We start from the raw sequence: 19,076 nt of genomic DNA, 5'->3' as shown, positions 1-19,076 counted from the left end.
CCGTGGGGCCGAGTCCGGCACATCTGGTTTTGCCCGCCCGCCTGCCCGCCACCACCCTCAACTGAGCCGCTGCGCGGCGCTCTTTGCCCGCCCGTCTGCCCGCCACCACCCTCGACTGAGCCGCTGCGCGGCGCTCTTTGCCCGCCCGTCTGCCCGCCACCACCCTCGACTGAGCCGCTGCGCGGTGCCCTCTTCTCTGGAACTCTGAGGCAATGCCGAACCGACTCGCCGCAGCGACCAGCCCGTACCTGCTCCAGCACGCGGACAACCCGGTCGACTGGTGGCCGTGGGGCCAGGAGGCGCTCGCCGAGGCCCGGCGCCGCAACGTGCCGATCCTGCTGTCGGTCGGGTACGCCGCCTGCCACTGGTGCCACGTGATGGCCCACGAGTCCTTCGAAGACGAGGGCACCGCGGCGCTGATGAACGCGCACTTCGTCAACATCAAGGTCGACCGCGAGGAACGCCCGGACATCGACGCGGTGTACATGACCGCCACGCAGGCGATGACCGGCCAGGGCGGCTGGCCGATGACCTGCTTCCTCACCCCGGACGGCGAACCGTTCCACTGCGGCACCTACTACCCGCCGCGGCCAAGGCCCGGTATGCCGTCGTTCCCGCAACTGCTGGTCGCGGTGGCCGAGGCGTGGACCGAGCGGCCGGACGAGCTGCGGGAGGGCGCCGGGCAGATCATGGCGCACCTGACCGAGAACACCAGCCCGCTCCAGGAGTCCGTTGTGGACGACGAAGCGCTGGCGGGCGCGGCGGCCAAGCTGGCCGAGGACGAGGACCGGGCCAACGGCGGGTTCGGCGGTGCGCCGAAGTTCCCGCCGTCCATGGTGCTCGAATTCCTGCTGCGGCACCACGAACGCACCGGGTCCGCCGAAGCCTTGTCCATTGTGGAACGAGCAGCGCACGCGATGGGCCGCGGTGGGCTGTACGACCAGCTCGCCGGCGGGTTCGCGCGGTACTCGGTGGACGCCGAGTGGGTGGTGCCCCACTTCGAGAAGATGTTGTACGACAACGCTTTGCTGCTGCGGCTCTACGCCCACCTGGCCCGGCGGAGCGGGTCGGGCTTCGCCGAGCGGATCGCCGACGAGACCGCCGCGTTCCTGCTGCGCGACCTCCGCACCGAGGAGGGCGGGTTCGCCGCGTCCCTCGACGCCGACACCGACGGCATCGAGGGCCTGACCTACGTCTGGACGCCCAAGCAGCTCACCGAAGTGCTGGGGGAGAAGGACGCCGAATGGGCCGCGGAACTTTTTGTGGTCACCAAAAAGGGCACCTTCGAAGGTGGCGCGTCCACGCTCCGGCTACCGCTCGACCCCGATGACGAACCGCGCTGGAACGGTGTCCGCTCGGCGCTGCTGCGGGCCCGCGGCGACCGCCCGCAGCCGGGGCTGGACGACAAGGTGATCGCCGCCTGGAACGGCCTGGCGATCACCGCGCTGGCCGAAGCGGGGGTCGCGCTCGGCCGGACGCGGTGGGTCGACGCCGCCGCCGAGGCCGCGCGCTTCCTGGTGGACACCCACGTGGTCGACGGCAGGCTGCGCCGCAGTTCGCGGCACGGCGTGGTCGGGGAGGCGGCCGGTGTGCTGGAGGACTACGCGTGCCTGGCGGACGGCCTGCTCGCGCTGCACCAGGCGACCGGTGAGGCGCGCTGGCTGACCGAGGCGATGGAACTGCTGGAGGTCGCGCTGACCCGGTTCGCCGATCCCGAGGTGCCCGGCGCCTTCCACGACACCGCCGACGACGCCGAGCAACTGGTCCACCGGCCGTCCGATCCCGGCGACAACGCCAGCCCGTCGGGGGCCTCCGCGCTGGCGGGCGCGTTGCTGACGGCCTCGGCGCTGGCCGGTCCGGAGGTGGCGGCGAGGTACCGGGACGCCGCTGAGCAGGCGATCCACCGCACGGGGGCGTTGTCCTCGCAGATCCCGCGGTTCGCCGGGAATTGGCTGAGCGTGGCCGAGGCGTTGCGAGCGGGGCCGGTGCAGGTCGCGGTGACCGGTCCGGATGCGGTGTCGCGCGCGGAGCTGGTGGCCGAAGCCGCCCGTCTGGTGCACGGCGGCGGCATCGTGCTCGGCGGGGTGCCCGACGCCGAGGGGGTGCCGCTGCTCGCCGACCGGCCGCTGGTGAACGGCCAGGCGGCGGCGTACGTCTGCCGCGGTTACGTCTGCGAGCGCCCGGTGACCAGCGTCGAAGAGCTTCGGGAGGCTGTCCGCCGTCAGTGAACTCGCTCGGCCTCGCGTGATTGCCGGCGTAGCGTTTGTAACAGGGTAATCATGTAATCAAGGAGGCCGAGATGGGCAAGGGATGGCGCGGCCGGGGCGGCTGGCAGCAGACCGAAGCACCGCCCGCCGACGACGCGGCGGCGTGGTTCGCCGGCCGCCTGCCGGATGGCTGGTTCACCGGGACGCCGCAGGTCACCGTCGACCGGGAGGAGATCCTGGTGGTCGGCGAGCTGCCCGCAGTGGAAGGCGAGTTCGACGACGACGCGGCTCGCAGCGCGGCCGAAGCGGGCCGGATCAGCCGGTTCCGCGAGGAGACGCGGGACGAGCGCATCGAGATCGCGCGGCAGGCCGAGCACCGGTACCAGCGGAAGGTGTCGTGGGGCGCGCGGCTCGGCGGTTCGCAGGAGCTGTTCACCACGGTTTCCGCGCCGGTGATGACGCGGTTGCGGCAGCCGGAACGCCTGGTGCTGGACACGCTGGTCGACTCCGGCGTGGCGCGTTCGCGGTCGGAGGCGCTGGCGTGGGCGGTGCGGCTGGTCGGCGAGCACGCGGAGAGCTGGCTCGGCGAGCTGCGGGCCGCCATGTCCAAGGTGGACGACCTGCGGGCGAAGGGGCCGGACCTCGGTTGAGTGATGCGGGTCGCGTTGCGTTTGGCGCTGCGACGGGCTGGCTACTAGTGAGTAGGTAGTCCGCCGTCGCCCCAGGAGGAGCCGTGCCCGACCTCGAAGTGGATGCCGAAGCGCTGACCGCGGTGCTGGACGGCCGGTGGGCCGGGCTCAAGCGGGACGTGCGGGCGCAGATCGCGGAGGAGAAGTTCCTCGACCCGACCGACCTGGACACCGAGGGCCACCGCGCGCAGGTGCTGGAGCAGTTGCGGGCGCTCGCGCGCACCGACCGGCCCGGCCTCGGCTACGACCCGGAGTACGGCGGTGGCGGGGACGTCGGCGGCTCGCTGGTTTCGTTCGAGATGCTCGGCTTCGGCGACCTGTCGCTGATGGTCAAGGCCGGGGTGCAGTGGGGGTTGTTCGGCGGGGCGGTGCAGTTGCTGGGCACCGCGCGGCACCACGAGAAGTACCTGCGCCGCATCACCGACCTCGACCTGCTCGGCTGCTTCGCGATGACCGAGCACGGGCACGGTTCCGACGTGCAGCACCTGCGCACCACGGCGACCTTCGTCGACGGCGAGTTCGTCATCGACACCCCGGACGCGTCGGCGACCAAGGAGTACATCGGGAACGCCGCGCGGGACGGTGAGCTGGCGGTGGTGTTCGCGCAGCTGATCACCGGCGGGGAGTCCCGTGGGGTGCACGCCTTCCTGGTGCCGATCCGGGTCGACGGCAAGCCGGCGCCGGGGGTGCGGATCGAGGACTGCGGCACGAAGGCCGGGCTGAACGGTGTCGACAATGGACGGTTGTCGTTCGACAAGGTGCGCGTGCCGAGGGAAGCGCTGCTGAACCGCTTCGCCGACGTGGCCCCGGACGGTTCGTACTCCAGCACCATCGAAAGCGACAACCGGCGGTTCTTCACCATGCTGGGCACGCTGATCCGCGGCCGGATCAGCGTCGCGGGCAGCGCGGGCAACGCCACCAAGCGCGCGCTGGCCATCGCCGTCCACTACGGCGAGCGGCGGCGCCAGTTCTTCAAGCCGGGCGGCGACGAGGTCGTGCTGCTGGACTACCGCGCCCACCAGCGGAAGCTGTTGCCCGCACTGGCGAAGACGTATGCGCTGCACTTCGCGCAGGAGGAGTTGATCGCCACCCTGCACGACCTCGGCATCGACCCACCGGAACAGGAACAACGCGAGTTGGAATCGCGTGCCGCGGGCATCAAGGCGGTGACCACGTGGCACGCCACCGCCACCATCCAGATGGCCAGGGAAGCCTGCGGTGGCGCCGGTTACCTGTCGGAGAACCTGCTGCCCGCGCTGAAAGCGGACACCGATGTCTTCACCACCTTCGAAGGCGACAACACGGTGTTGCTGCAACTGGTCGCCAAGGGCCTGCTGACCAGCTACCAGGACCAGTTCGCCGACCTGAGCCCGTTCGCCACGGTCAAGTTCGTGGCGGAGCAGATCGTGGGAACCGTCATCGAACGGACCTCGGCGCGCAAGGTCGTCGAACGCCTGGCGAGCGCCAGCGACGAGGACGTGCTGTTCAACCGGGAATGGCACCTGAAGATGTTCGAAGACCGGGAAGAACACGTACTGGACGGCGTGGCCCGCCGGCTGCGCAAGTCGGTCGAAGACGGCGACCCGTTCGACGCCTTCAACGAGGCGCAGGACCACGTCCTGCGGGCGGGCCGCGTGCACGTCGACCGATTGGTGCTGGAAGCCTTCGTCGCCGCCATCGCGCGGTGCACCGACCCGGCCGCCGCTGCCCTCCTGGAACGCCTGTGCGACCTGTATGCGTTGGCCAACATCGAAGCGGACCGGGCCTGGTTCCTGGAACACGGCCGCCTCACCTCCGCGCGCTCGAAGGCCGTGGTGTCCGCGGTGAACTCCCTGTGCGCCGAGCTGCGCCCCCACGCCCGCGTCCTGGTGGACGGCTTCGCCGTGCCTCCGCAGTTCCTGCAGGCGCCCATGCTGGCTAGCTGAACCTGCCCCACGCCACGAAGACGAGCAGCGCCAGGTAGACGACGTCGGCGAGCACCAGTTTGTATTCGCTCCGCCGAACTCGCACCACCGCGGCGCCCACCATGATGACGGCCAGCCCCACCGCCGCCAGCGGCGTCAACCCTTCGGCGATGCCCAGCGCCAGCGGCAGAACGAGCCCGAGCGCCCCGGCCACTTCGAGCGCGCCGATGGCCTTCACGCTGCCCGCGCTGAAGTCGTTCACCCAGGCCGCGCTCGCTCCGCTGGCCGCGATCTTGGGCTTCGGGGTGAGCAACTTGAACGCCCCGCCGATGAAGTAGGCGGTGGCGAGCACCCCAGCCACGATCCACAACGCGATGTCCATGCTTCCTTCTCCTCAGGCGCCTCGGTGACGGTTACGCCCACCAGGTGCCGAGGTGCGGAAGCTTGTGACAGCTCAGGACTGTGACCCGCGTCGCCCAGCCCGGGCAATGCGGGTCACCGATCAAACCTGAGGCGAAACGCACACGATTGCCTTCTCCGCGCGACGCCGCGCCCAAGTTCGAGCCGAAGCCCGAAGGAACGCCACTAGGCGTACATGGCGAGCCAGATCGCGATGTAGTGGGAGGCGGCGGCCAGCACCGTGCAGGCGTGGAAGTACTCGTGGTAGCCGAAGACGTGGGGCCAGTGGTTCGGCCACTTGACGGCGTAGAAGATGGCGCCCGCGGTGTAGAAGGCGCCCCCGACCAGCAGCAGGACCAGGGCGGCGACGCCGGCGCTGGCGAGCAGTTCCGGCAGGACGAAGATCGCGACCCAGCCCAGGGCGATGTAGATCGGCACACCCAGCCATCGCGGGGCCGTCGGCCACAGCAGTTTCAGTGCGACACCGGCGATCGCCCCGCCCCAGACGATGGCCAGGATCACGTAGCCGGTGGGCTTGGACATGGCCAGCAGGGTGAACGGGGTGTAGGTGCCCGCGATGAACAGGAAGATCATCGAGTGGTCGGCCCGCTTCATCCACTGGTACGCCTTCCGGCTCCAGATGCGGCGGTGGTAGAGCGCACTCACGCCGAACAGGCCGAGCACGGTCAGGCCGTAGACCGAAGTGGCCAGCGCGGCCACGCCGGAGACCGTGGTGGCGGCGAGGACGACCAGGGCGGTCGCGGCGGCCAACGAGACGAAGAACGACCAGAAGTGGATGTGCCCGCGCAGGCGAGGGCGGCTTTCAGGGCCTGGCTTCGGCGGGTGTTGCGTGTCGGTAGCAAGGCTCACCCCACCAAGGTTACGGGACCGTAGGCGGGAAGACAGCGCATCCGTGGCGCGCCCCACCACCGCGTACCCTGTGCCGACGTGAGCGTTCGATCATTCGTGGCCGACATCGTGTACAGCGCGTACTCGCGGCGCCTCATCCAGCAGGCCGCGGGCAGGCACCCCCGGCACATCGCGATCATGCTCGACGGCAACCGCAGGTGGGCGCGCGAGGCGGGTTTCACCGACGTCAGCGACGGCCACCGGGTCGGGGCCAAGAAGATCGCCGACTTCCTCAGCTGGTGCCGCGAGGCCGACGTCGAGGTGGTCACCCTGTGGCTGCTCTCCACCGACAACCTCAGCCGCACCTCCGAAGAGGTCGAGGCGCTGCTCGAAATCATCCCCGACGTGGTCGAGGAACTGGCCCGGCCGGAGACGCCGTGGCGCCTGCGCATGGTCGGCGCGCTCGACCTGCTGCCCGAGCGAACCGCCCAGCGGCTGACCGCCGCCGCCGAGCGCACCGACCGGCGCACCGGCATGGAGGTCAACATCGCGGTCGGCTACGGCGGCCGCCAGGAGATCGCCGACGCGGTGCGCAAACTGCTGCTCCAGCACGCCGACGAGGGCACTTCGATCCGGGAACTGGCGAAGATACTGGACGTCGACCACATCTCCGAGCACATGTACACCTCCGGCCAGCCCGACCCGGACCTGATCATCCGAACCTCGGGGGAGCAGCGGCTGTCCGGTTTCCTGCTCTGGCAGTCCGCCCACTCGGAGTTCTGGTTCACCGAGGCGTACTGGCCCGCCTTCCGCCGGGTGGACTTCCTGCGTGCGCTGCGTGACTACGCGGTGCGGCACCGCCGCTTCGGCGCTTGAACACGCTCGAAAACACCATCGGGCGAGGGCGGTTCCCGGTTCCGGCCGTCCACAGTGACCACACAGTGGACGATCACCCGGCCGGGGGCTGCCGTCCAGGCAAAAGACCTCACTCGCTGTTCGTTGACAGCGACTGACGGTGAGGTGACGGTTTGACGAATCACCTGGCTGGCTGCCTGCAGTGACCGCCATCCGCAGGTAGCTTGCGAAGTGATGGACCGCGACCCCTGCGGGCCATCACGGGAGGCCCTGGTCGTGGCGGTCGTAGAAGGAGCGGTCCAACCGCTCGTGATACGCACGAGTGGGCCGGCACCCGGCCCTCGTGGCCGCGAAGGCTGACGCGCAGCGTTCAGCCGGAGCGGACCAACCGGGGCAGTGCCCGGCCCAGCGAGTGCGGGCGTGGTGCCACGCCCACGAGGGAGATGCCGTCGTGACTGCGCAGCGTTTGCCCCGAAAGGCCTCCGGCCGCTCTTCGACCAGTGCCGACGGCACTGAGAAAGTTCTCGAATCCCCAGCATCCCCGCGGCACACCTATGTGCTCGACACCTCGGTCCTGCTGTCCGACCCCTGGGCCGTGACCAGGTTCGCCGAGCACGCCGTGGTCCTGCCGCTGGTGGTCATCAGCGAACTGGAGGCCAAGCGCCACCACCCCGAACTGGGCTGGTTCGCGCGGGAGTCCCTCCGCCTGCTGGACGACCTCCGGCGCACCCACGGCCGGCTGGACGCCCCGGTTCCGATCGGCGAAAGCGGCGGCACGCTGCACGTCGAGCTGAACCACTCGGACCAGTCGGTGTTGCCGCCGGGTTTCCGCACGGACTCCAACGACCACCGCATCCTGGCCTGCGCGCTGAACCTCGCGGTCGAGCTGGACGCGGTGACGCTGGTGACCAAGGACATCCCGCTGCGGGTCAAGGCGGGTGCGGTGGGGCTGGTGGCCGACGAGTACCGCGCGCAGGAGGTCACTCCCTCCGGCTGGACCGGCATGGCCGACGTCGACGTGCAGCAGCCGGTGCTCGACGCGTTGTTCCACGACGGGCCGGTCACCCCGGCCGAGTTCGGCCTCGACGAGCTGGGCGAACTGCCGTGCCACACCGGGCTGCGGCTGCTCGCGGGCAGTTCCAGCGCGCTGGGCCGGATCACCCCGGACAAACGCATCCGGCTGGTCCGCGGGGACAAGGAGGCGTTCGGGCTGCACGGCCGGTCCGCGGAGCAGCGGATCGCCCTCGACCTGCTGCTCGACCCCGAGATCGGCATCGTCTCGCTCGGCGGCCGGGCCGGTACCGGCAAGTCGGCGCTGGCGTTGTGCGCCGGGCTGGAGTCGGTGATGGAACGCCGCGCGCACCGCAAGGTCGTGGTGTTCCGGCCGGTCTACGCGGTCGGCGGGCAGGACCTCGGATACCTGCCCGGCTCGGAGAGCGAGAAGATGCAGCCGTGGGCGCAGGCGGTGTTCGACACCCTCGGCGCGCTGGTCAGCCAGGACGTGCTGGACGAGGTGTTCGACCGCGGCATGCTGGAGGTGCTGCCGCTCACGCACATCCGCGGCCGGTCGCTGCACGACGCCTTCGTGATCGTCGACGAGGCGCAGTCGCTGGAGCGCAACGTGCTGCTGACCGTGCTCTCCCGGCTCGGCACCGCGTCGCGGGTGGTGCTCACGCACGACGTGGCCCAGCGCGACAACCTGCGTGTGGGGCGGCACGACGGCGTCTCGGCGGTGATCGAGAAGCTCAAGGGCCACCCGCTGTTCGCGCACGTCACGCTGACGCGGTCGGAGCGCTCGCCGATCGCCGCGCTGGTCACCGAGATGCTGGAGGACCACCGCTGAGGCTGCGGGGAGGTGGCTCACGGGCCACCTCCCCGGTCTCACCAACCCGCGGGCAGCGGGCGGCCTTCGGCGAACCCGGCGGCCGACTGGATGCCGAGCACGGCCCGCTCGTGGAACTCCTCCAGCGTGCGGGCGCCCGCGTAGGTGCACGCCGAGCGCACGCCCGAGCCGATCGAGTCGAGCAGGTCCTCGACGCCGGGCCGGGTCGGGTCCAGCGCCATGCGCGAGGACGAGATGCCCTCCTCGAACAGGCCCTTCTTGGCGCGCTCGTAGACGTTGTCGGTCCGGGTCCGCGCGCCGACGGCCCGCTTCGACGCCATGCCGAACGACTCCTTGTACGGCCGTCCCTGCTCGTCGTGACGCAGGTCGCCGGGGGATTCGTGGGTGCCGGCGAACCACGAGCCGACCATCGCCGCCGACGCGCCGGCCGCCAGCGCGAGCGCGACGTCCCGCGGGTGCCGCACGCCGCCGTCCGCCCACACGTGCTTGCCCAGTTCACGGGCCGCCGCGGCGCATTCGGCGACCGCGGAGAACTGCGGGCGCCCGACGCCGGTGGCCATCCGGGTGGTGCACATCGCGCCGGGGCCGACCCCGACCTTGACCACGTCGGCACCGGCGGCGATCAGGTCGCGCGTGCCCTCGGCGGTGACCACGTTCCCGGCGACCACGGGCACCGCCGGCGACACCGAGCGGACCGCCTTCAACGCGGCGATCATCTTCTCCTGGTGCCCGTGCGCGGTGTCGACCACCAGCACGTCCACGCCGCCGTCGAGCACCGCCCGCGCCTTGGCCGCCACGTCGCCGTTGACGCCGATGGCGGCGGCCACGCGCAGCTTGCCGGAGGCGTCCAGCGCGGGCGTGTAGATCTCCGCCCGCAGCGCCGCGACCTGCGTCAGCACCCCCGCGAGCCGCCCGTTCTCATCGACGCCCAGCGCGAGCTCGTCGCCGTGTTCGTGGAGGCGTTCGAAGACCTCACGCGGCGCGGTGTCCAGCGGCACGGTGACCGCGGCGGGCTCGACGATCTCCGAGAGCCGGGCGAAGCGGTCCACGCCCTGGCAGGCGGCCTCGGTGACCACCCCGGCCGGGCGGCCGTCGCCGTCGACCACCACCACGGCGCCGTGCGCCCGCTTGCCGACCAGGTTCAACGCGTCGGCGACGGCGTCCCCGCCGGTCAGCACCAGCGGGGTGTCCCAGACGACGTGCCTGCTCTTGACCCAGCCGGTGATGTCGGCAACGGCTGCCGGGTCGACGTCCTGGGGCAGCACCACCAGCCCACCGCGGCGGGCCACCGTCTCGGCCATCCGGCGCCCGGCCACGGCGGTCATGTTCGCCACCACCACCGGGAGGGTGGCACCGGTGCCGTCCACGGTGGACAGGTCCACGTCGAACCGGGACTCCACGTCGGAGCGGTTCGGGACGAGGAAGACGTCGTCGTAGGTCAGGTCGTGGGCGGGCCGGTGGCCATCGATGAAACGCACGTTGACCCAATTTACCCGGCGATGGCCGTGCCGGTCCGGTACAGCTCGATGAGCAGGGGACGCAGCCGCTCACCGCGGGTGGTCAGGCGGTGGCTGGTGCGGGGCGGGAAGCCGGCCAGCGTGGTGCGTTCGGCGAGGCCGCGGTCGGCCAGCGCGCTCAGGCGCTCGCTCAGCACCTTCGCGGACAGGGTCGGCAGGGCTTCCCGCAGCTCGCCGAAGGAGCGCGGGCCCGCCATGAGCTCACGCAGCACGAGCGTGGTCCAGCGGCCGGAGATCGCGGCCAGCGCGACCTCGACGGGGCAGTCCGGTTCGGGCCGCCGGGTCCGGCCGCGGGCGTCCGGCACGAGTTCCGGGTCGTAGGTTTCCGTTTGGTGACTCACGTCGGCGTGGGCTTCGCTGGGCACATGAGAAGTTTGCGCCTGACCACCGAAGCCCGCCAGCACCCGTTCGTCTTCGCCGAAGCCTTCAACAGCGGTGACGGTGACCTCGTCGAAGCCGTCTACGAGCCGGACGCGGTGTTCGTGCGCCGCGACGGCACGGTGGTCACCGGGGCCGAGCGGCGCCGGGCCAACGACGAGTTCCAGCGCCTCGGCCTGCCGATCACCGTGGCCCCGCGCCGGGTCGTCGTGGCCGGGGACCTCGCGCTGCTCGTCGTCGACTGGACGGTCGGCGACGACATCAGCGGCACCGCGACCGACGTGGCGCGCCGGGGTGCCGACGGGTGCTGGCGCTACGTGATCGACAACCCGTTCGGCACCTCAGTCCCAGCCTGACGAAGCCGCCTTCTCCTCGCCGATGGTGGTGCCCTCGCCGTGGCCGGTGTTCACCCTGGTGCCCTCGGGCAGGGTGAACAGCTTGTCCCGGATGGACTTCTTGATGGTCGGGTAGTCCGAATGGGACCGTCCGGTGGCGCCGGGGCCGCCGTTGAACAGGGTGTCGCCGCTGAACAGCGTGCCGAGGTCGGCGGCGTAGAGGCAGACCGCGCCGGGGGCGTGGCCGGGCGTGTGGATCACCCTGAGCTTGGTGCCCGCCACGGTCAGCTCCTGGCCGTCGGTGAGGTCACCGTCCGGCGCGCGGTCGGCGTGGGTCAGGTCCCAGAGCACGCGGTCCTCCGGGTGCAGCAGGATCGGCGCGCCGGTGCGGCTGGCCAGTTCCGGGGCGGCGTTGACGTGGTCGTTGTGCGCGTGGGTGCAGACGATGGCGATCAGCTCGCGGTCGCCGATCGCCTCTTCGATCAGGGTGGCGTCGTGGGCGGCGTCGATGACCAGCACCTCCTGGTCGTCGCCGACCAGCCAGACGTTGTTGTCCACGTCCCAGCTGCCGCCGTCGAGTTCGAACACGCCGGAGGTCACCACGTTCTGCACGATCGCCGTCATGAGCCGGACCCTAACAGTGATCGGGATCACCTTCGAATACTGGCGGTATCTACTGTCCCGTTAAATGGCCCGCATGACCGCGGCCGACCTCCTCGCCGAGCCCCTGGACCTGCGGTGCGGGGCGAAGCTGCCGCACCGCCTCGCCAAGTCGGCGTTGAGCGAGCAACTCGGCGACCGCCGCAACCGGCCGTCGGCCGAACTGGTCGAGCTGTACCGGACGTGGGCACGGGGCGGTGGCGGCCTGCTCTGCACCGGCAACGTGATGGTCGACCCGTCGGCGCTCGGCGAACCGCGGAACGTGGCCCTGCCCACCGCACCCGACGCGGGGGAGTACCGCGCCTGGGCCGGCGCGGTGACCGGCACCGACGCCCAGCTCTGGGTGCAGCTGAACCACCCCGGCAGGCAGAGCCCGCGGTTCCTCTCGCGGCAGCCGGTCGCGCCGTCGGCCGTGCCGTTCGAGACCCGCGGCCTCCGCTCGGTGTTCCTGCCGCCCCGTGAGCTGACCGGCGACGAGATCGAGGCGATCGTCGACCGGTTCGCGCTGACCGCGCTCACCTTCGTCGAAGCGGGGTTCGCCGGGGTCCAGGTGCACGGCGCGCACGGGTACCTGGTCTCGCAGTTCCTCTCGCCGCTGACCAACCGCCGCACCGACGTCTGGGGCAGGCAGCGCAGCCGCTTCCTGCTGGAGGTGGTGCGCGCGATCCGGGGCGCGATCGGCGATTCCGTGCCGCTGTCGGTGAAGCTGAACAGCGCGGACTTCCAGCGCGGCGGGTTCACCGAGGAGGAGTCGCTGGCGGTGGTGCGGGAGCTGGGCGAAGCCGGGATCGACCTGCTGGAGGTCTCCGGCGGGACCTACGAGCGTGCCGAGATGATGGGCCTGACCAGGGAAAGCACCAGTCGGCGCGAGGCGTACTTCCTGGACTATGCGGCCAAGGCCCGGCAGGTCACCGACGTGGCGCTGATGGTCACCGGCGGGTTCAGCACCGCCGAGGGCATGGCCGACGCGCTGCGCTTCGGCGCGCTGGACGTGATCGGCCTCGGCCGCCCGCTGACCGTCGCCCCGGACCTGCCGGCGCGGTTGCTCGCCGGGGAGGAGGTCAGCGCCGAGCGGCTGTGCCCGAAGACCGGGGTCCGGCTGGCCGACAGCTGGCTGGAGGTCCAGTGGCACACCCAGCAGATGCACCGGATCGCCGCGGGCAAACCGGTCGACGTGCGGCGCGGGGCGCTGCGTTCGCTGGTGCACGCCGGGATCAGCGACCCGCTGAACGCCTTCCGCCGGGTCCGGGGCTGAGTTCGGCCACGTGCGTGCGTGCCCCCGTTCCGGTTACCGTGAGCGGGCCTGCGAACTACAGGAGACGCACTCATGCTGCGGATTCATCTGTCGTCGGCCGATCTCGGCCGGGTGCGCGTGGCCCGGCGGCCCGACGAACTGTGGAACGTGGCGCTCGGCCTGCAACGGCTCCGCGCCGCGGAGAAGTCGACCTCGCTCGGGGGCTGGCGGACCTGGGCCGGTGCCCAGGTGGCGCGCGTGCCCGGCGGCCGCGAAGCGGTGCACCGGCTGGCGACCGTGTTGCCGGTGCGCGGGTACTTCCCGGACTTCCTGACCCCGACCAGGGGTGAGACCACGCTCGACGACGGGGTGCGCACGCTGCTGGACACCCCGGCCGAACGGGTCGAGGCGGAGTTGCGGCTGCTCGGCGACCAGCGCTGGGAGCACACGAAGTGGGTTGCCGAGACCGGTCTCGGGCCGCTGGCCGGGGCGATGACGCGGTTCCACGAGGTGGCGATCGCCCCGGTTTCGCGGCAGCTGCGGGCGATGTTCGAGGCCGAGCGGCTGGTCCGCGACCGGATCCTGCTCGACCAGGGCGTCGAAGGGCTGCTCGACTCCTTCACCCCGTTCGCGCGCTGGCGGGCGCCGGTGCTCGAAGTCGACTTCCCGGTGGAGCAGGACCTGGAGCTGGACGAACGCGGCCTGGTGCTGCTGCCCTCGGCGTTCTGCCTGGCCCGGCCGACCACGTTGCGCGACCCCGCGCTGCCGCCGGTGCTGGTGTACCCGGTGGCGGCGGACTGGTCCGAACCGCGGTCGGAGGCGAGCGCGATCGCCGCGTTGATCGGGCCGACGCGGCAGCAGGTGCTCAGCTGCGTGGTCGCCGCGCCGGGCGGGCGGACCACCACCGAAATCGCGCGTGAGCTGGGGGTTTCCCCGGCGTCGGCGAGTCAGCACGCGACCGTGTTGCGCAACGCCGGGCTGCTTTACAGCCGTCGCCTCGGCAACTCGGTGCTGCACGGCCCGACGGAACTCGGCAGGGCGCTGTCCGGCTGAGCGTTCAGCCGGACAGCGTGGCCCGCACGGCGTCGATGGTGTCGGCGTCGGCGGCCTCCTTGTCCGGCCGGTACCGCACCACCCTGGCGAAGCGCAGCGCCACCCCGCCCGGGTAGCGGGTGCTGACCTGCGCGCCGTCCAGCTCGATCTCCACCACCAGCTCCGGTCGCAGGTAGACGGTCCACTCGTCGCGTTCGCGCTCCAGTTCCTGGAACTTCGCCGTCTGCCAGGTGAGCAGCTCGTCGGTCAGGCCCTTGAACGTCTTGCCGACCATGATCGGCGGCCCGCCGTCCGGATCGCGGGCGCCGAGGTGCAGGTTGGACAGGAAGCCGGTGCGGCGGCCGTGGCCCCACTCGGCGGCGATCACCACCAGGTCGAGCGTGTGCACCTGCTTGACCTTGAGCCAGGCGTTGCCGCGGCGGCCGGCCGCGTACGGCGAATCGAGGTCCTTGACCACGACGCCCTCGTGCCCGGCGGCCAGCGCGTCGCCGAGCAGCCGCGCCGGGTCGGCGGGTTCCACCTCACCCGGGATCAGGTGCTCACCGGCCACCTCGCGCAGCGCGGCGTTGCGCTCGCGCAGCGGGGCGTCGAGCAGGTCCTGCCCGTCGAGGTGCAGGCAGTCGAAGAAGTACGGCCGCAGCAGCAGCGCCCGCACCTGCTCCTCGCGGGTGCTGCCGAACCGGCTCATCGTCTCCTGGAACGGCCGCGGCCTGCCGTCGTCGGTCAGCGCCAGCGTCTCGCCGTCGAGCACCACCGACTCGCACGGCAGCGCCCGCACCAGCTCGACCAGTTCGGTGACCGAAGCGGTGATCTCGCGCAGCGTGCGGGTGTAGACGTGCACCTCGTCCCCGTCGCGGTGGACCTGGATGCGTGCACCGTCCATTTTGTACTCGACCAGCGCGCTCGGGTGCTCGGCGACGGCGTCGGCCAGCGATTCGGCCGGGGAGGCCAGCATCGGGCGGATCGGCCTGCCCAGTTCCAGCCGGAACTCGCCGAGCGCCTCGGCCCCGCCGGACATCGCGGCCACGGCCGTGGCGGGCAGCCTGCCGGACAGCATGAACGCGCGGCGGACCACGTCGGCGGGCACCTCGGCGGCCGCCGCCACGGCGTCGACCATCACGCCCTCGAGCGCGCCCTGACGCAGCTCACCGGTCATCAGCCGGACCAGGAACTGCTGCTCGGCTTCGGTGGCGCTGCCGAACAGCGCCCGCAGTGCTTCGGTGCGCGGTTTGGTGGACCCGGCTCCGGTGAACTCGGCGATCTCGGTGAGCCGCCGGTCGACCCCCGCGATGGTCAGCACCGGTTCGTCGGCCGGGGTGACGCCCAGCGCGGCGAGCGAGCGCCAGCCGACGCCGATCCGGCCCTGCACCAGCTGGCCGGTGAGGAAACCGACCACCGGCGCCAGTTCGTCCGGCTCGGCCGCGCGCAGCACTTCGGCCAGCGTGGCGATCTTCGTCTTGCGAGATCGCGTCGCGCTGAGCGCGGCGGAGGCCCCTACGGCGTCGGCGAGCAGCATCGGTCCATTGTGCGGCCGACCCCCGACAATTCGCTCAGCCGTGCGCCACCGCGGGTCGACGCCCGGGGTTCAACCAGCGGTGACCTCGGCCATTTCGGCCACCGCCGCCCGCAGCCGGTCCGGTGCGGAAGCCGCGTACCCGAGCACCAGGCCGGGGAACGGGCGACCGGCGGCCGAATGGGCGTATCCCGACAACGCGGGCGCGTGGATGCCGCGGGCCGCGAGCGCCCGGTGCACCTCGGTGTCGTCCGTGCCGTCGGGCAACCGGACCACCACGTGCAGCCCGGCCGCGATGCCCACCGGACGCCAGGCGGGCAGCGCGGCGGCGAGCGCGTCGAGCAGCGCGTCCCGTCGTTGCCGGTAGAGGCGCCGGGTGCGCCGGAGGTGCCGGTCGTACCCACCGGACCGCAGCATCCGCGCGAGCGCGGCCTGTGGCAGCGGCGCGCAGCCGAGGTCGTGCACCAGCTTGGTCCGGACGACCTCGTCCCGCAGCTCCGGCGGCAGCACCAGCCAGCCGATCCGCAACGCCGGGATGAGCACCTTGCTCACACTGCCGAGGTAGGCCACGCGGGCCGGGTCGAGCGCGCGGATGGCCCCGAGCGCCGGCCGGTCGTAGCGGTGTTCGGCGTCGTAGTCGTCCTCGATGACCAGCCCGCCGGTGCGCTCGGCCCAGGCCAGCAGCGCCCGTCGCCGTGCCGGGTGCAGCGCCATGCCGAGCGGGAACTGGTGCGCGGCGGTCACCAGCACCGAACCGCAGCCGGGCTCGGTCAGCTCGCCGATGTCGATGCCGTCCTCGTCGACCGGCACCCCGACCGGTTCGAGACCGTGGGAGACCAGCAGTTCGGCCTGGCCGAGGTGGCTCGGGTCCTCCACGGCGATCCGCCGGTCGCCGCGCCGGTGCAGCACCGTGGCCAGCAGCGACAGCGCCTCGGCGGCACCACTGGTGACCACCACGTCGTCCGGCGAGGTCGGCAGGGCGCGCACGCGGCCGAGGTAGCTGGCCAGTTCGGCACGCAGGTCGGGCAGGCCCGCCGCGTCGGGATAGCCGAGTTCCCGGTCGGGCAGGGAATTGAGGGCTTCCCGTTCGGCGGCGAGCCATTCCGCCCGCGGGAAGGCGCCCAGTGCGGGCAGGCCGGGTTTGAGGTCGTAACGCCAGACGGGTTTCTCGTCGGCCGGGGTCGTGGGTGTTCTCTTGTTGCTGCCGATCGGCGCCACGCGGGTGCCGGAACCGCGTTCGGCGAACAAATAGCCTTCGGCGACCAATTGCGCGTAGAACGCCATCACCGTGCCGCGGGCCAAGCCCAGTTGCGCGGCGAGGTCGCGGCTCGACGGCAGCCGGGTGTGCGCTGGCAGCCTGCCCGAGCGGATCGCTTCGCGCAGGGCGGATTCGGCGGACTTGCCCGGCCGCCCGCCCGCGTCGATCGCCGGGAGCAGCAACTCACGGAGCGCGCTATCCGGCACGTGCCGCCTCGGTCACCCAGGAGGCCAGCAGGTTCAGCCTGCGCTCGGATTCGCTGCCCGGTGCCGCGGTGTAGGTCACCACGGCGAGGTCTTCGTCGGGCAGCCGCAGGGTTTCGTACCGGAGGTCGAGGTCGCCGACGATCGGATTGCGGATGAGTTTGGTGCAGTGGGCCTTGTCCTGCACGCGGTGCCGGGCCCACAACTGCCGGAAGTGCTCGCTGCGCACGGAGAGCTCGCCGACCAGTTGCGCGAGCTTCGGGTCGTCCTGGTGGCGCCCGGCTTCGGCACGAAGGTTCGCCACTATTTCGCCGGTCACCTTTTCCCACTGGGGGTGGAATTCGGCGGCGTTGTCGTCGAGGAAGAACAAGCGCGGGATGCTGCGTTCTTCGGGTTCCATGGATTCGAGGTCGAACGAGAGCGCGTTGCCGAGGCGGTTCCAGGCCAGCACGTCGAGGTAGCGGCCGAAGACGAAGGCGGGCACCTGCATGGCGTCGAGCAGGTGCTGGAGCTCGGGGCGAACCCGTGGCGTGGACGGCTTCGCGACGCGCCGGCGCTTCGGTGCGGCGAGGTTGCGGAGGTAGGTCTCCTCGTCGGTGCTCAGGCGGAGTGCCCGCGCGACGGCGTCGAGGATCGCGGCGGACACGTTGCGCGCGCGGCCCTGTTCGAGGCGCGTGTAGTAGTCGACGCTGATGCCCGCGAGCTGCGCCAGTTCCTCGCGGCGCAGGCCGGTCACCCGCCGCTGGTTCACCCCGGCGGGCAGGCCGAAGTCGGCCGGGTCCAGTTCCGCGCGCCGCGCCTTGAGGAACCCGCCGAGTTCGGTCGCTTCGCTCATGCGTCCAGTATCCCCGCCGCGGGGCGCGGTGCCTGGTACTGGCAGACCCAGGTTGCGGCGGGCCTGGGCCGGGTCGTCCGGCGTGGGCAGGCTCGTGCCCAGCAGACGAGAAGGGAACTGGAGATGCGCAGGCGAATTCTGGGCGGCACGGGGATTTCGGTCAGCGAGTACGCGTTCGGCGCGATGATGCTCGGGGCCTGGGGCAATCCGGACCACGAGGAAGGCGTGCGCATGCTGCACGCGGCGCTGGACGGCGGGATCAACCTCATCGACACCGCGGACATGTATTCGGACGGGGAGAGCGAGCGGATCGTCGGGAAGGCGCTGAAGGGCCGCCGCGACGACGTGGTGCTGGCGACGAAGGCGCACTTCCCGATGGGGCCGGACGAGAACCACTCCGGCAATTCACGGCGTTGGCTGGTGCGGGCCCTGGAGGGCAGCCTGCGGCGGTTGGACACGGATTACCTGGACCTGTACCAGATCCACCGGCCGGACCACACCACGGACATCGACGAGACGCTGTCGGTGTTGTCGGATTTCGTGCGGGCGGGGAAGGTGCGGGCGATCGGGCACTCGGTGTTCCCGGCGGAGCAGATCGTCGAGGCGCAGTGGGTGGCCCAGAGGAGGGGGCACGTGCGGTTCCGGAGCGAGCAGCCGCCGTACTCGATCTTCAACCGGGCCGTCGAGGCGGCGGTGCTGCCGACCGCGCAGAAGTACGGGTTGGGGGTGCTGACCTGGTCGCCGCTGGCGAGCGGGTGGTTGTCGGGGCGGTACAGCTCGCCTTCGGACGTGGACCTGACGCAGGGGCGGGTTTCGCTGCAGGCGCACAAGTTCGATCCGTCGCTGGCGGGGAACGCGGTGAAGTTCGCGGCGCTGGGGGAGCTGCGGAAGCTGGCGGCGGACCTGGGGCGGCCGATGTCGCACCTGGCGCTGGCTTTCGTGCGGGCGCACCCGGGGGTGACCTCGGCGATCATCGGGCCGCGGACTCCGGCGCAGCTGGTGGACCTGCTCGACGGGGTGGACCTGCAGTTGGACGAGGCGACGCTGGACCGGATCGACGAAATCGTGCCTCCGGGGACGGACTTGAACCGGCTGGAGGCGGACTACACGCCACCGGCTCTGGCAGACAAGTCCCTGCGCCGCCGCTGAGCCATTGGGGGAGAGCGATGCTCTCTCAAGTGAGCACCGCTCTCCTTTTGGAGCACGAGAGCGGTGCCTCTGGCAGTCGATGCCGCCGGGCACATCTAGATGTTGCGGGTCATGACGTTGGTGTCAGCTGAGGGGGCCTGAGCGCAGGGGACGGGTCTTTCGGCGGCAGGATGAGAAGTACCACCAACTCGTCCG

The 19,076-nt window shown here is 71.5% G+C and carries 17 protein-coding genes; 9 read left to right on the top strand and 8 right to left on the bottom strand.

From position 1 onward, the window contains the following. Positions 1-212: 212 nt before the first annotated feature. The 3 genes from AC07EG_RS34335 (at position 213) to AC07EG_RS34325 (ending at position 4,821) form a co-directional block, all read left to right on the top strand. A complete protein-coding gene (locus AC07EG_RS34335) occupies positions 213-2,228 on the top strand; it encodes a thioredoxin domain-containing protein (RefSeq protein WP_478257417.1) in 2,016 nt (671 codons plus the stop codon). A 71-nt stretch (positions 2,229-2,299) separates the two neighbouring features. Then, on the top strand, positions 2,300-2,857 hold the full coding sequence (locus AC07EG_RS34330) for a hypothetical protein (protein ID WP_478257416.1): 558 nt from the start codon (positions 2,300-2,302) through the stop codon (positions 2,855-2,857). 83 nt (positions 2,858-2,940) lie between these two features. Beyond that, positions 2,941-4,821, top strand: a complete 1,881-nt coding sequence (locus AC07EG_RS34325; RefSeq protein ID WP_478257415.1) for an acyl-CoA dehydrogenase family protein — start codon at positions 2,941-2,943, stop codon at positions 4,819-4,821. Here the strand turns inward: AC07EG_RS34325 and AC07EG_RS34320 are convergent. Both AC07EG_RS34320 and trhA read right to left on the bottom strand, forming a co-directional pair. Continuing rightward, positions 4,814-5,182 (bottom strand): DoxX family protein, encoded by a 369-nt coding sequence (locus tag AC07EG_RS34320; protein WP_478257414.1) that lies wholly within the window; start codon positions 5,180-5,182, stop codon positions 4,814-4,816. The two genes, AC07EG_RS34325 and AC07EG_RS34320, sit on opposite strands and share 8 nt — an antisense overlap. Positions 5,183-5,385: 203 nt before the next feature. After that, positions 5,386-6,069 carry a PAQR family membrane homeostasis protein TrhA gene (trhA, locus tag AC07EG_RS34315; protein WP_478257413.1) on the bottom strand — a complete coding sequence of 228 codons (684 nt, stop codon included), beginning with the start codon at positions 6,067-6,069 and terminating at the stop codon, positions 5,386-5,388. A gap of 78 nt (positions 6,070-6,147) precedes the next feature. Between trhA and AC07EG_RS34310 the strand changes: the two genes are divergently transcribed. Both AC07EG_RS34310 and AC07EG_RS34305 read left to right on the top strand, forming a co-directional pair. Next, complete coding sequence (locus tag AC07EG_RS34310) at positions 6,148-6,924, top strand: isoprenyl transferase (protein ID WP_478257412.1); 777 nt, start codon at positions 6,148-6,150, stop codon at positions 6,922-6,924. 535 nt (positions 6,925-7,459) lie between these two features. Next, complete coding sequence (locus AC07EG_RS34305; RefSeq protein WP_478257411.1) at positions 7,460-8,746, top strand: PhoH family protein; 1,287 nt, start codon at positions 7,460-7,462, stop codon at positions 8,744-8,746. A 38-nt stretch (positions 8,747-8,784) separates the two neighbouring features. Here AC07EG_RS34305 and guaB1 read toward each other — a convergent pair whose 3' ends face one another. Together guaB1 and AC07EG_RS34295 are read right to left on the bottom strand one after the other, a co-directional pair. Continuing rightward, positions 8,785-10,224, bottom strand: a complete 1,440-nt coding sequence (gene guaB1 / locus AC07EG_RS34300) for a GMP reductase (protein ID WP_478257410.1) — start codon at positions 10,222-10,224, stop codon at positions 8,785-8,787. A gap of 11 nt (positions 10,225-10,235) precedes the next feature. Further along, positions 10,236-10,628, bottom strand: a complete 393-nt coding sequence (locus tag AC07EG_RS34295) for a winged helix-turn-helix transcriptional regulator (protein WP_478257409.1) — start codon at positions 10,626-10,628, stop codon at positions 10,236-10,238. Between AC07EG_RS34295 and AC07EG_RS34290 the strand changes: the two genes are divergently transcribed. Continuing rightward, positions 10,629-10,997, top strand: a complete 369-nt coding sequence (locus AC07EG_RS34290; protein WP_478257408.1) for a YybH family protein — start codon at positions 10,629-10,631, stop codon at positions 10,995-10,997. It abuts the gene before it with no gap. On the opposite strand, the gene AC07EG_RS34285 is transcribed toward AC07EG_RS34290, so the two are convergent. Next, positions 10,983-11,600 carry an MBL fold metallo-hydrolase gene (locus tag AC07EG_RS34285; RefSeq protein WP_478257407.1) on the bottom strand — a complete coding sequence of 206 codons (618 nt, stop codon included), beginning with the start codon at positions 11,598-11,600 and terminating at the stop codon, positions 10,983-10,985. The two genes, AC07EG_RS34290 and AC07EG_RS34285, sit on opposite strands and share 15 nt — an antisense overlap. 73 nt (positions 11,601-11,673) lie before the next feature. On the opposite strand from AC07EG_RS34285, the gene AC07EG_RS34280 reads away from it, so the two are divergent. Next, complete coding sequence (locus tag AC07EG_RS34280) at positions 11,674-12,891, top strand: NADH:flavin oxidoreductase/NADH oxidase family protein (protein ID WP_478257406.1); 1,218 nt, start codon at positions 11,674-11,676, stop codon at positions 12,889-12,891. 72 nt (positions 12,892-12,963) lie between these two features. Next, the gene (locus AC07EG_RS34275) at positions 12,964-13,923 is read left to right on the top strand and encodes an ArsR/SmtB family transcription factor (protein WP_478257405.1); all 960 of its coding nucleotides are present in this window, start codon (positions 12,964-12,966) and stop codon (positions 13,921-13,923) included. Positions 13,924-13,927: 4 nt separating this feature from the next. On the opposite strand, the gene AC07EG_RS34270 is transcribed toward AC07EG_RS34275, so the two are convergent. From AC07EG_RS34270 to AC07EG_RS34260, 3 genes are all read right to left on the bottom strand, one after another. Continuing rightward, positions 13,928-15,439, bottom strand: a complete 1,512-nt coding sequence (locus AC07EG_RS34270) for an ATP-dependent DNA ligase (protein ID WP_478257404.1) — start codon at positions 15,437-15,439, stop codon at positions 13,928-13,930. Between the two features lie 69 nt (positions 15,440-15,508). Then, a complete protein-coding gene (pdxR, locus tag AC07EG_RS34265) occupies positions 15,509-16,900 on the bottom strand; it encodes a MocR-like pyridoxine biosynthesis transcription factor PdxR (RefSeq protein ID WP_478257403.1) in 1,392 nt (463 codons plus the stop codon). After that, complete coding sequence (locus tag AC07EG_RS34260; RefSeq protein WP_478257402.1) at positions 16,890-17,732, bottom strand: helix-turn-helix domain-containing protein; 843 nt, start codon at positions 17,730-17,732, stop codon at positions 16,890-16,892. Before AC07EG_RS34260 ends, pdxR begins: the two co-directional genes overlap by 11 nt. 123 nt (positions 17,733-17,855) lie before the next feature. On the opposite strand from AC07EG_RS34260, the gene AC07EG_RS34255 reads away from it, so the two are divergent. Beyond that, entirely contained in the window at positions 17,856-18,881 is a 1,026-nt protein-coding gene (locus AC07EG_RS34255; RefSeq protein ID WP_478257401.1) for an aldo/keto reductase, read from the top strand. Positions 18,882-19,076: the final 195 nt, after the last annotated feature.

This window comes from Amycolatopsis sp. NPDC045836 (assembly GCF_056431745.1).
This window is presented reverse-complemented; position numbering and strand designations above follow the sequence as displayed.

Bases quoted from the DNA above. Each gene is read 5' to 3' on its own strand.
- AC07EG_RS34335 (WP_478257417.1), top strand. From the start codon at position 213: ATGCCGAACCGACTCGCCGCAGCGACCAGCCCGTACCTGCTCCAGCAC.
- AC07EG_RS34260 (WP_478257402.1), bottom strand. From the start codon at position 17,732: ATGAGCGAAGCGACCGAACTCGGCGGGTTCCTCAAGGCGCGGCGCGCG.
- AC07EG_RS34330 (WP_478257416.1), top strand. From the start codon at position 2,300: ATGGGCAAGGGATGGCGCGGCCGGGGCGGCTGGCAGCAGACCGAAGCA.
- AC07EG_RS34280 (WP_478257406.1), top strand. From the start codon at position 11,674: ATGACCGCGGCCGACCTCCTCGCCGAGCCCCTGGACCTGCGGTGCGGG.
- AC07EG_RS34275 (WP_478257405.1), top strand. From the start codon at position 12,964: ATGCTGCGGATTCATCTGTCGTCGGCCGATCTCGGCCGGGTGCGCGTG.
- AC07EG_RS34285 (WP_478257407.1), bottom strand. From the start codon at position 11,600: ATGACGGCGATCGTGCAGAACGTGGTGACCTCCGGCGTGTTCGAACTC.
- AC07EG_RS34270 (WP_478257404.1), bottom strand. From the start codon at position 15,439: ATGCTGCTCGCCGACGCCGTAGGGGCCTCCGCCGCGCTCAGCGCGACG.
- AC07EG_RS34320 (WP_478257414.1), bottom strand. From the start codon at position 5,182: ATGGACATCGCGTTGTGGATCGTGGCTGGGGTGCTCGCCACCGCCTAC.
- AC07EG_RS34255 (WP_478257401.1), top strand. From the start codon at position 17,856: ATGCGCAGGCGAATTCTGGGCGGCACGGGGATTTCGGTCAGCGAGTAC.
- AC07EG_RS34290 (WP_478257408.1), top strand. From the start codon at position 10,629: ATGAGAAGTTTGCGCCTGACCACCGAAGCCCGCCAGCACCCGTTCGTC.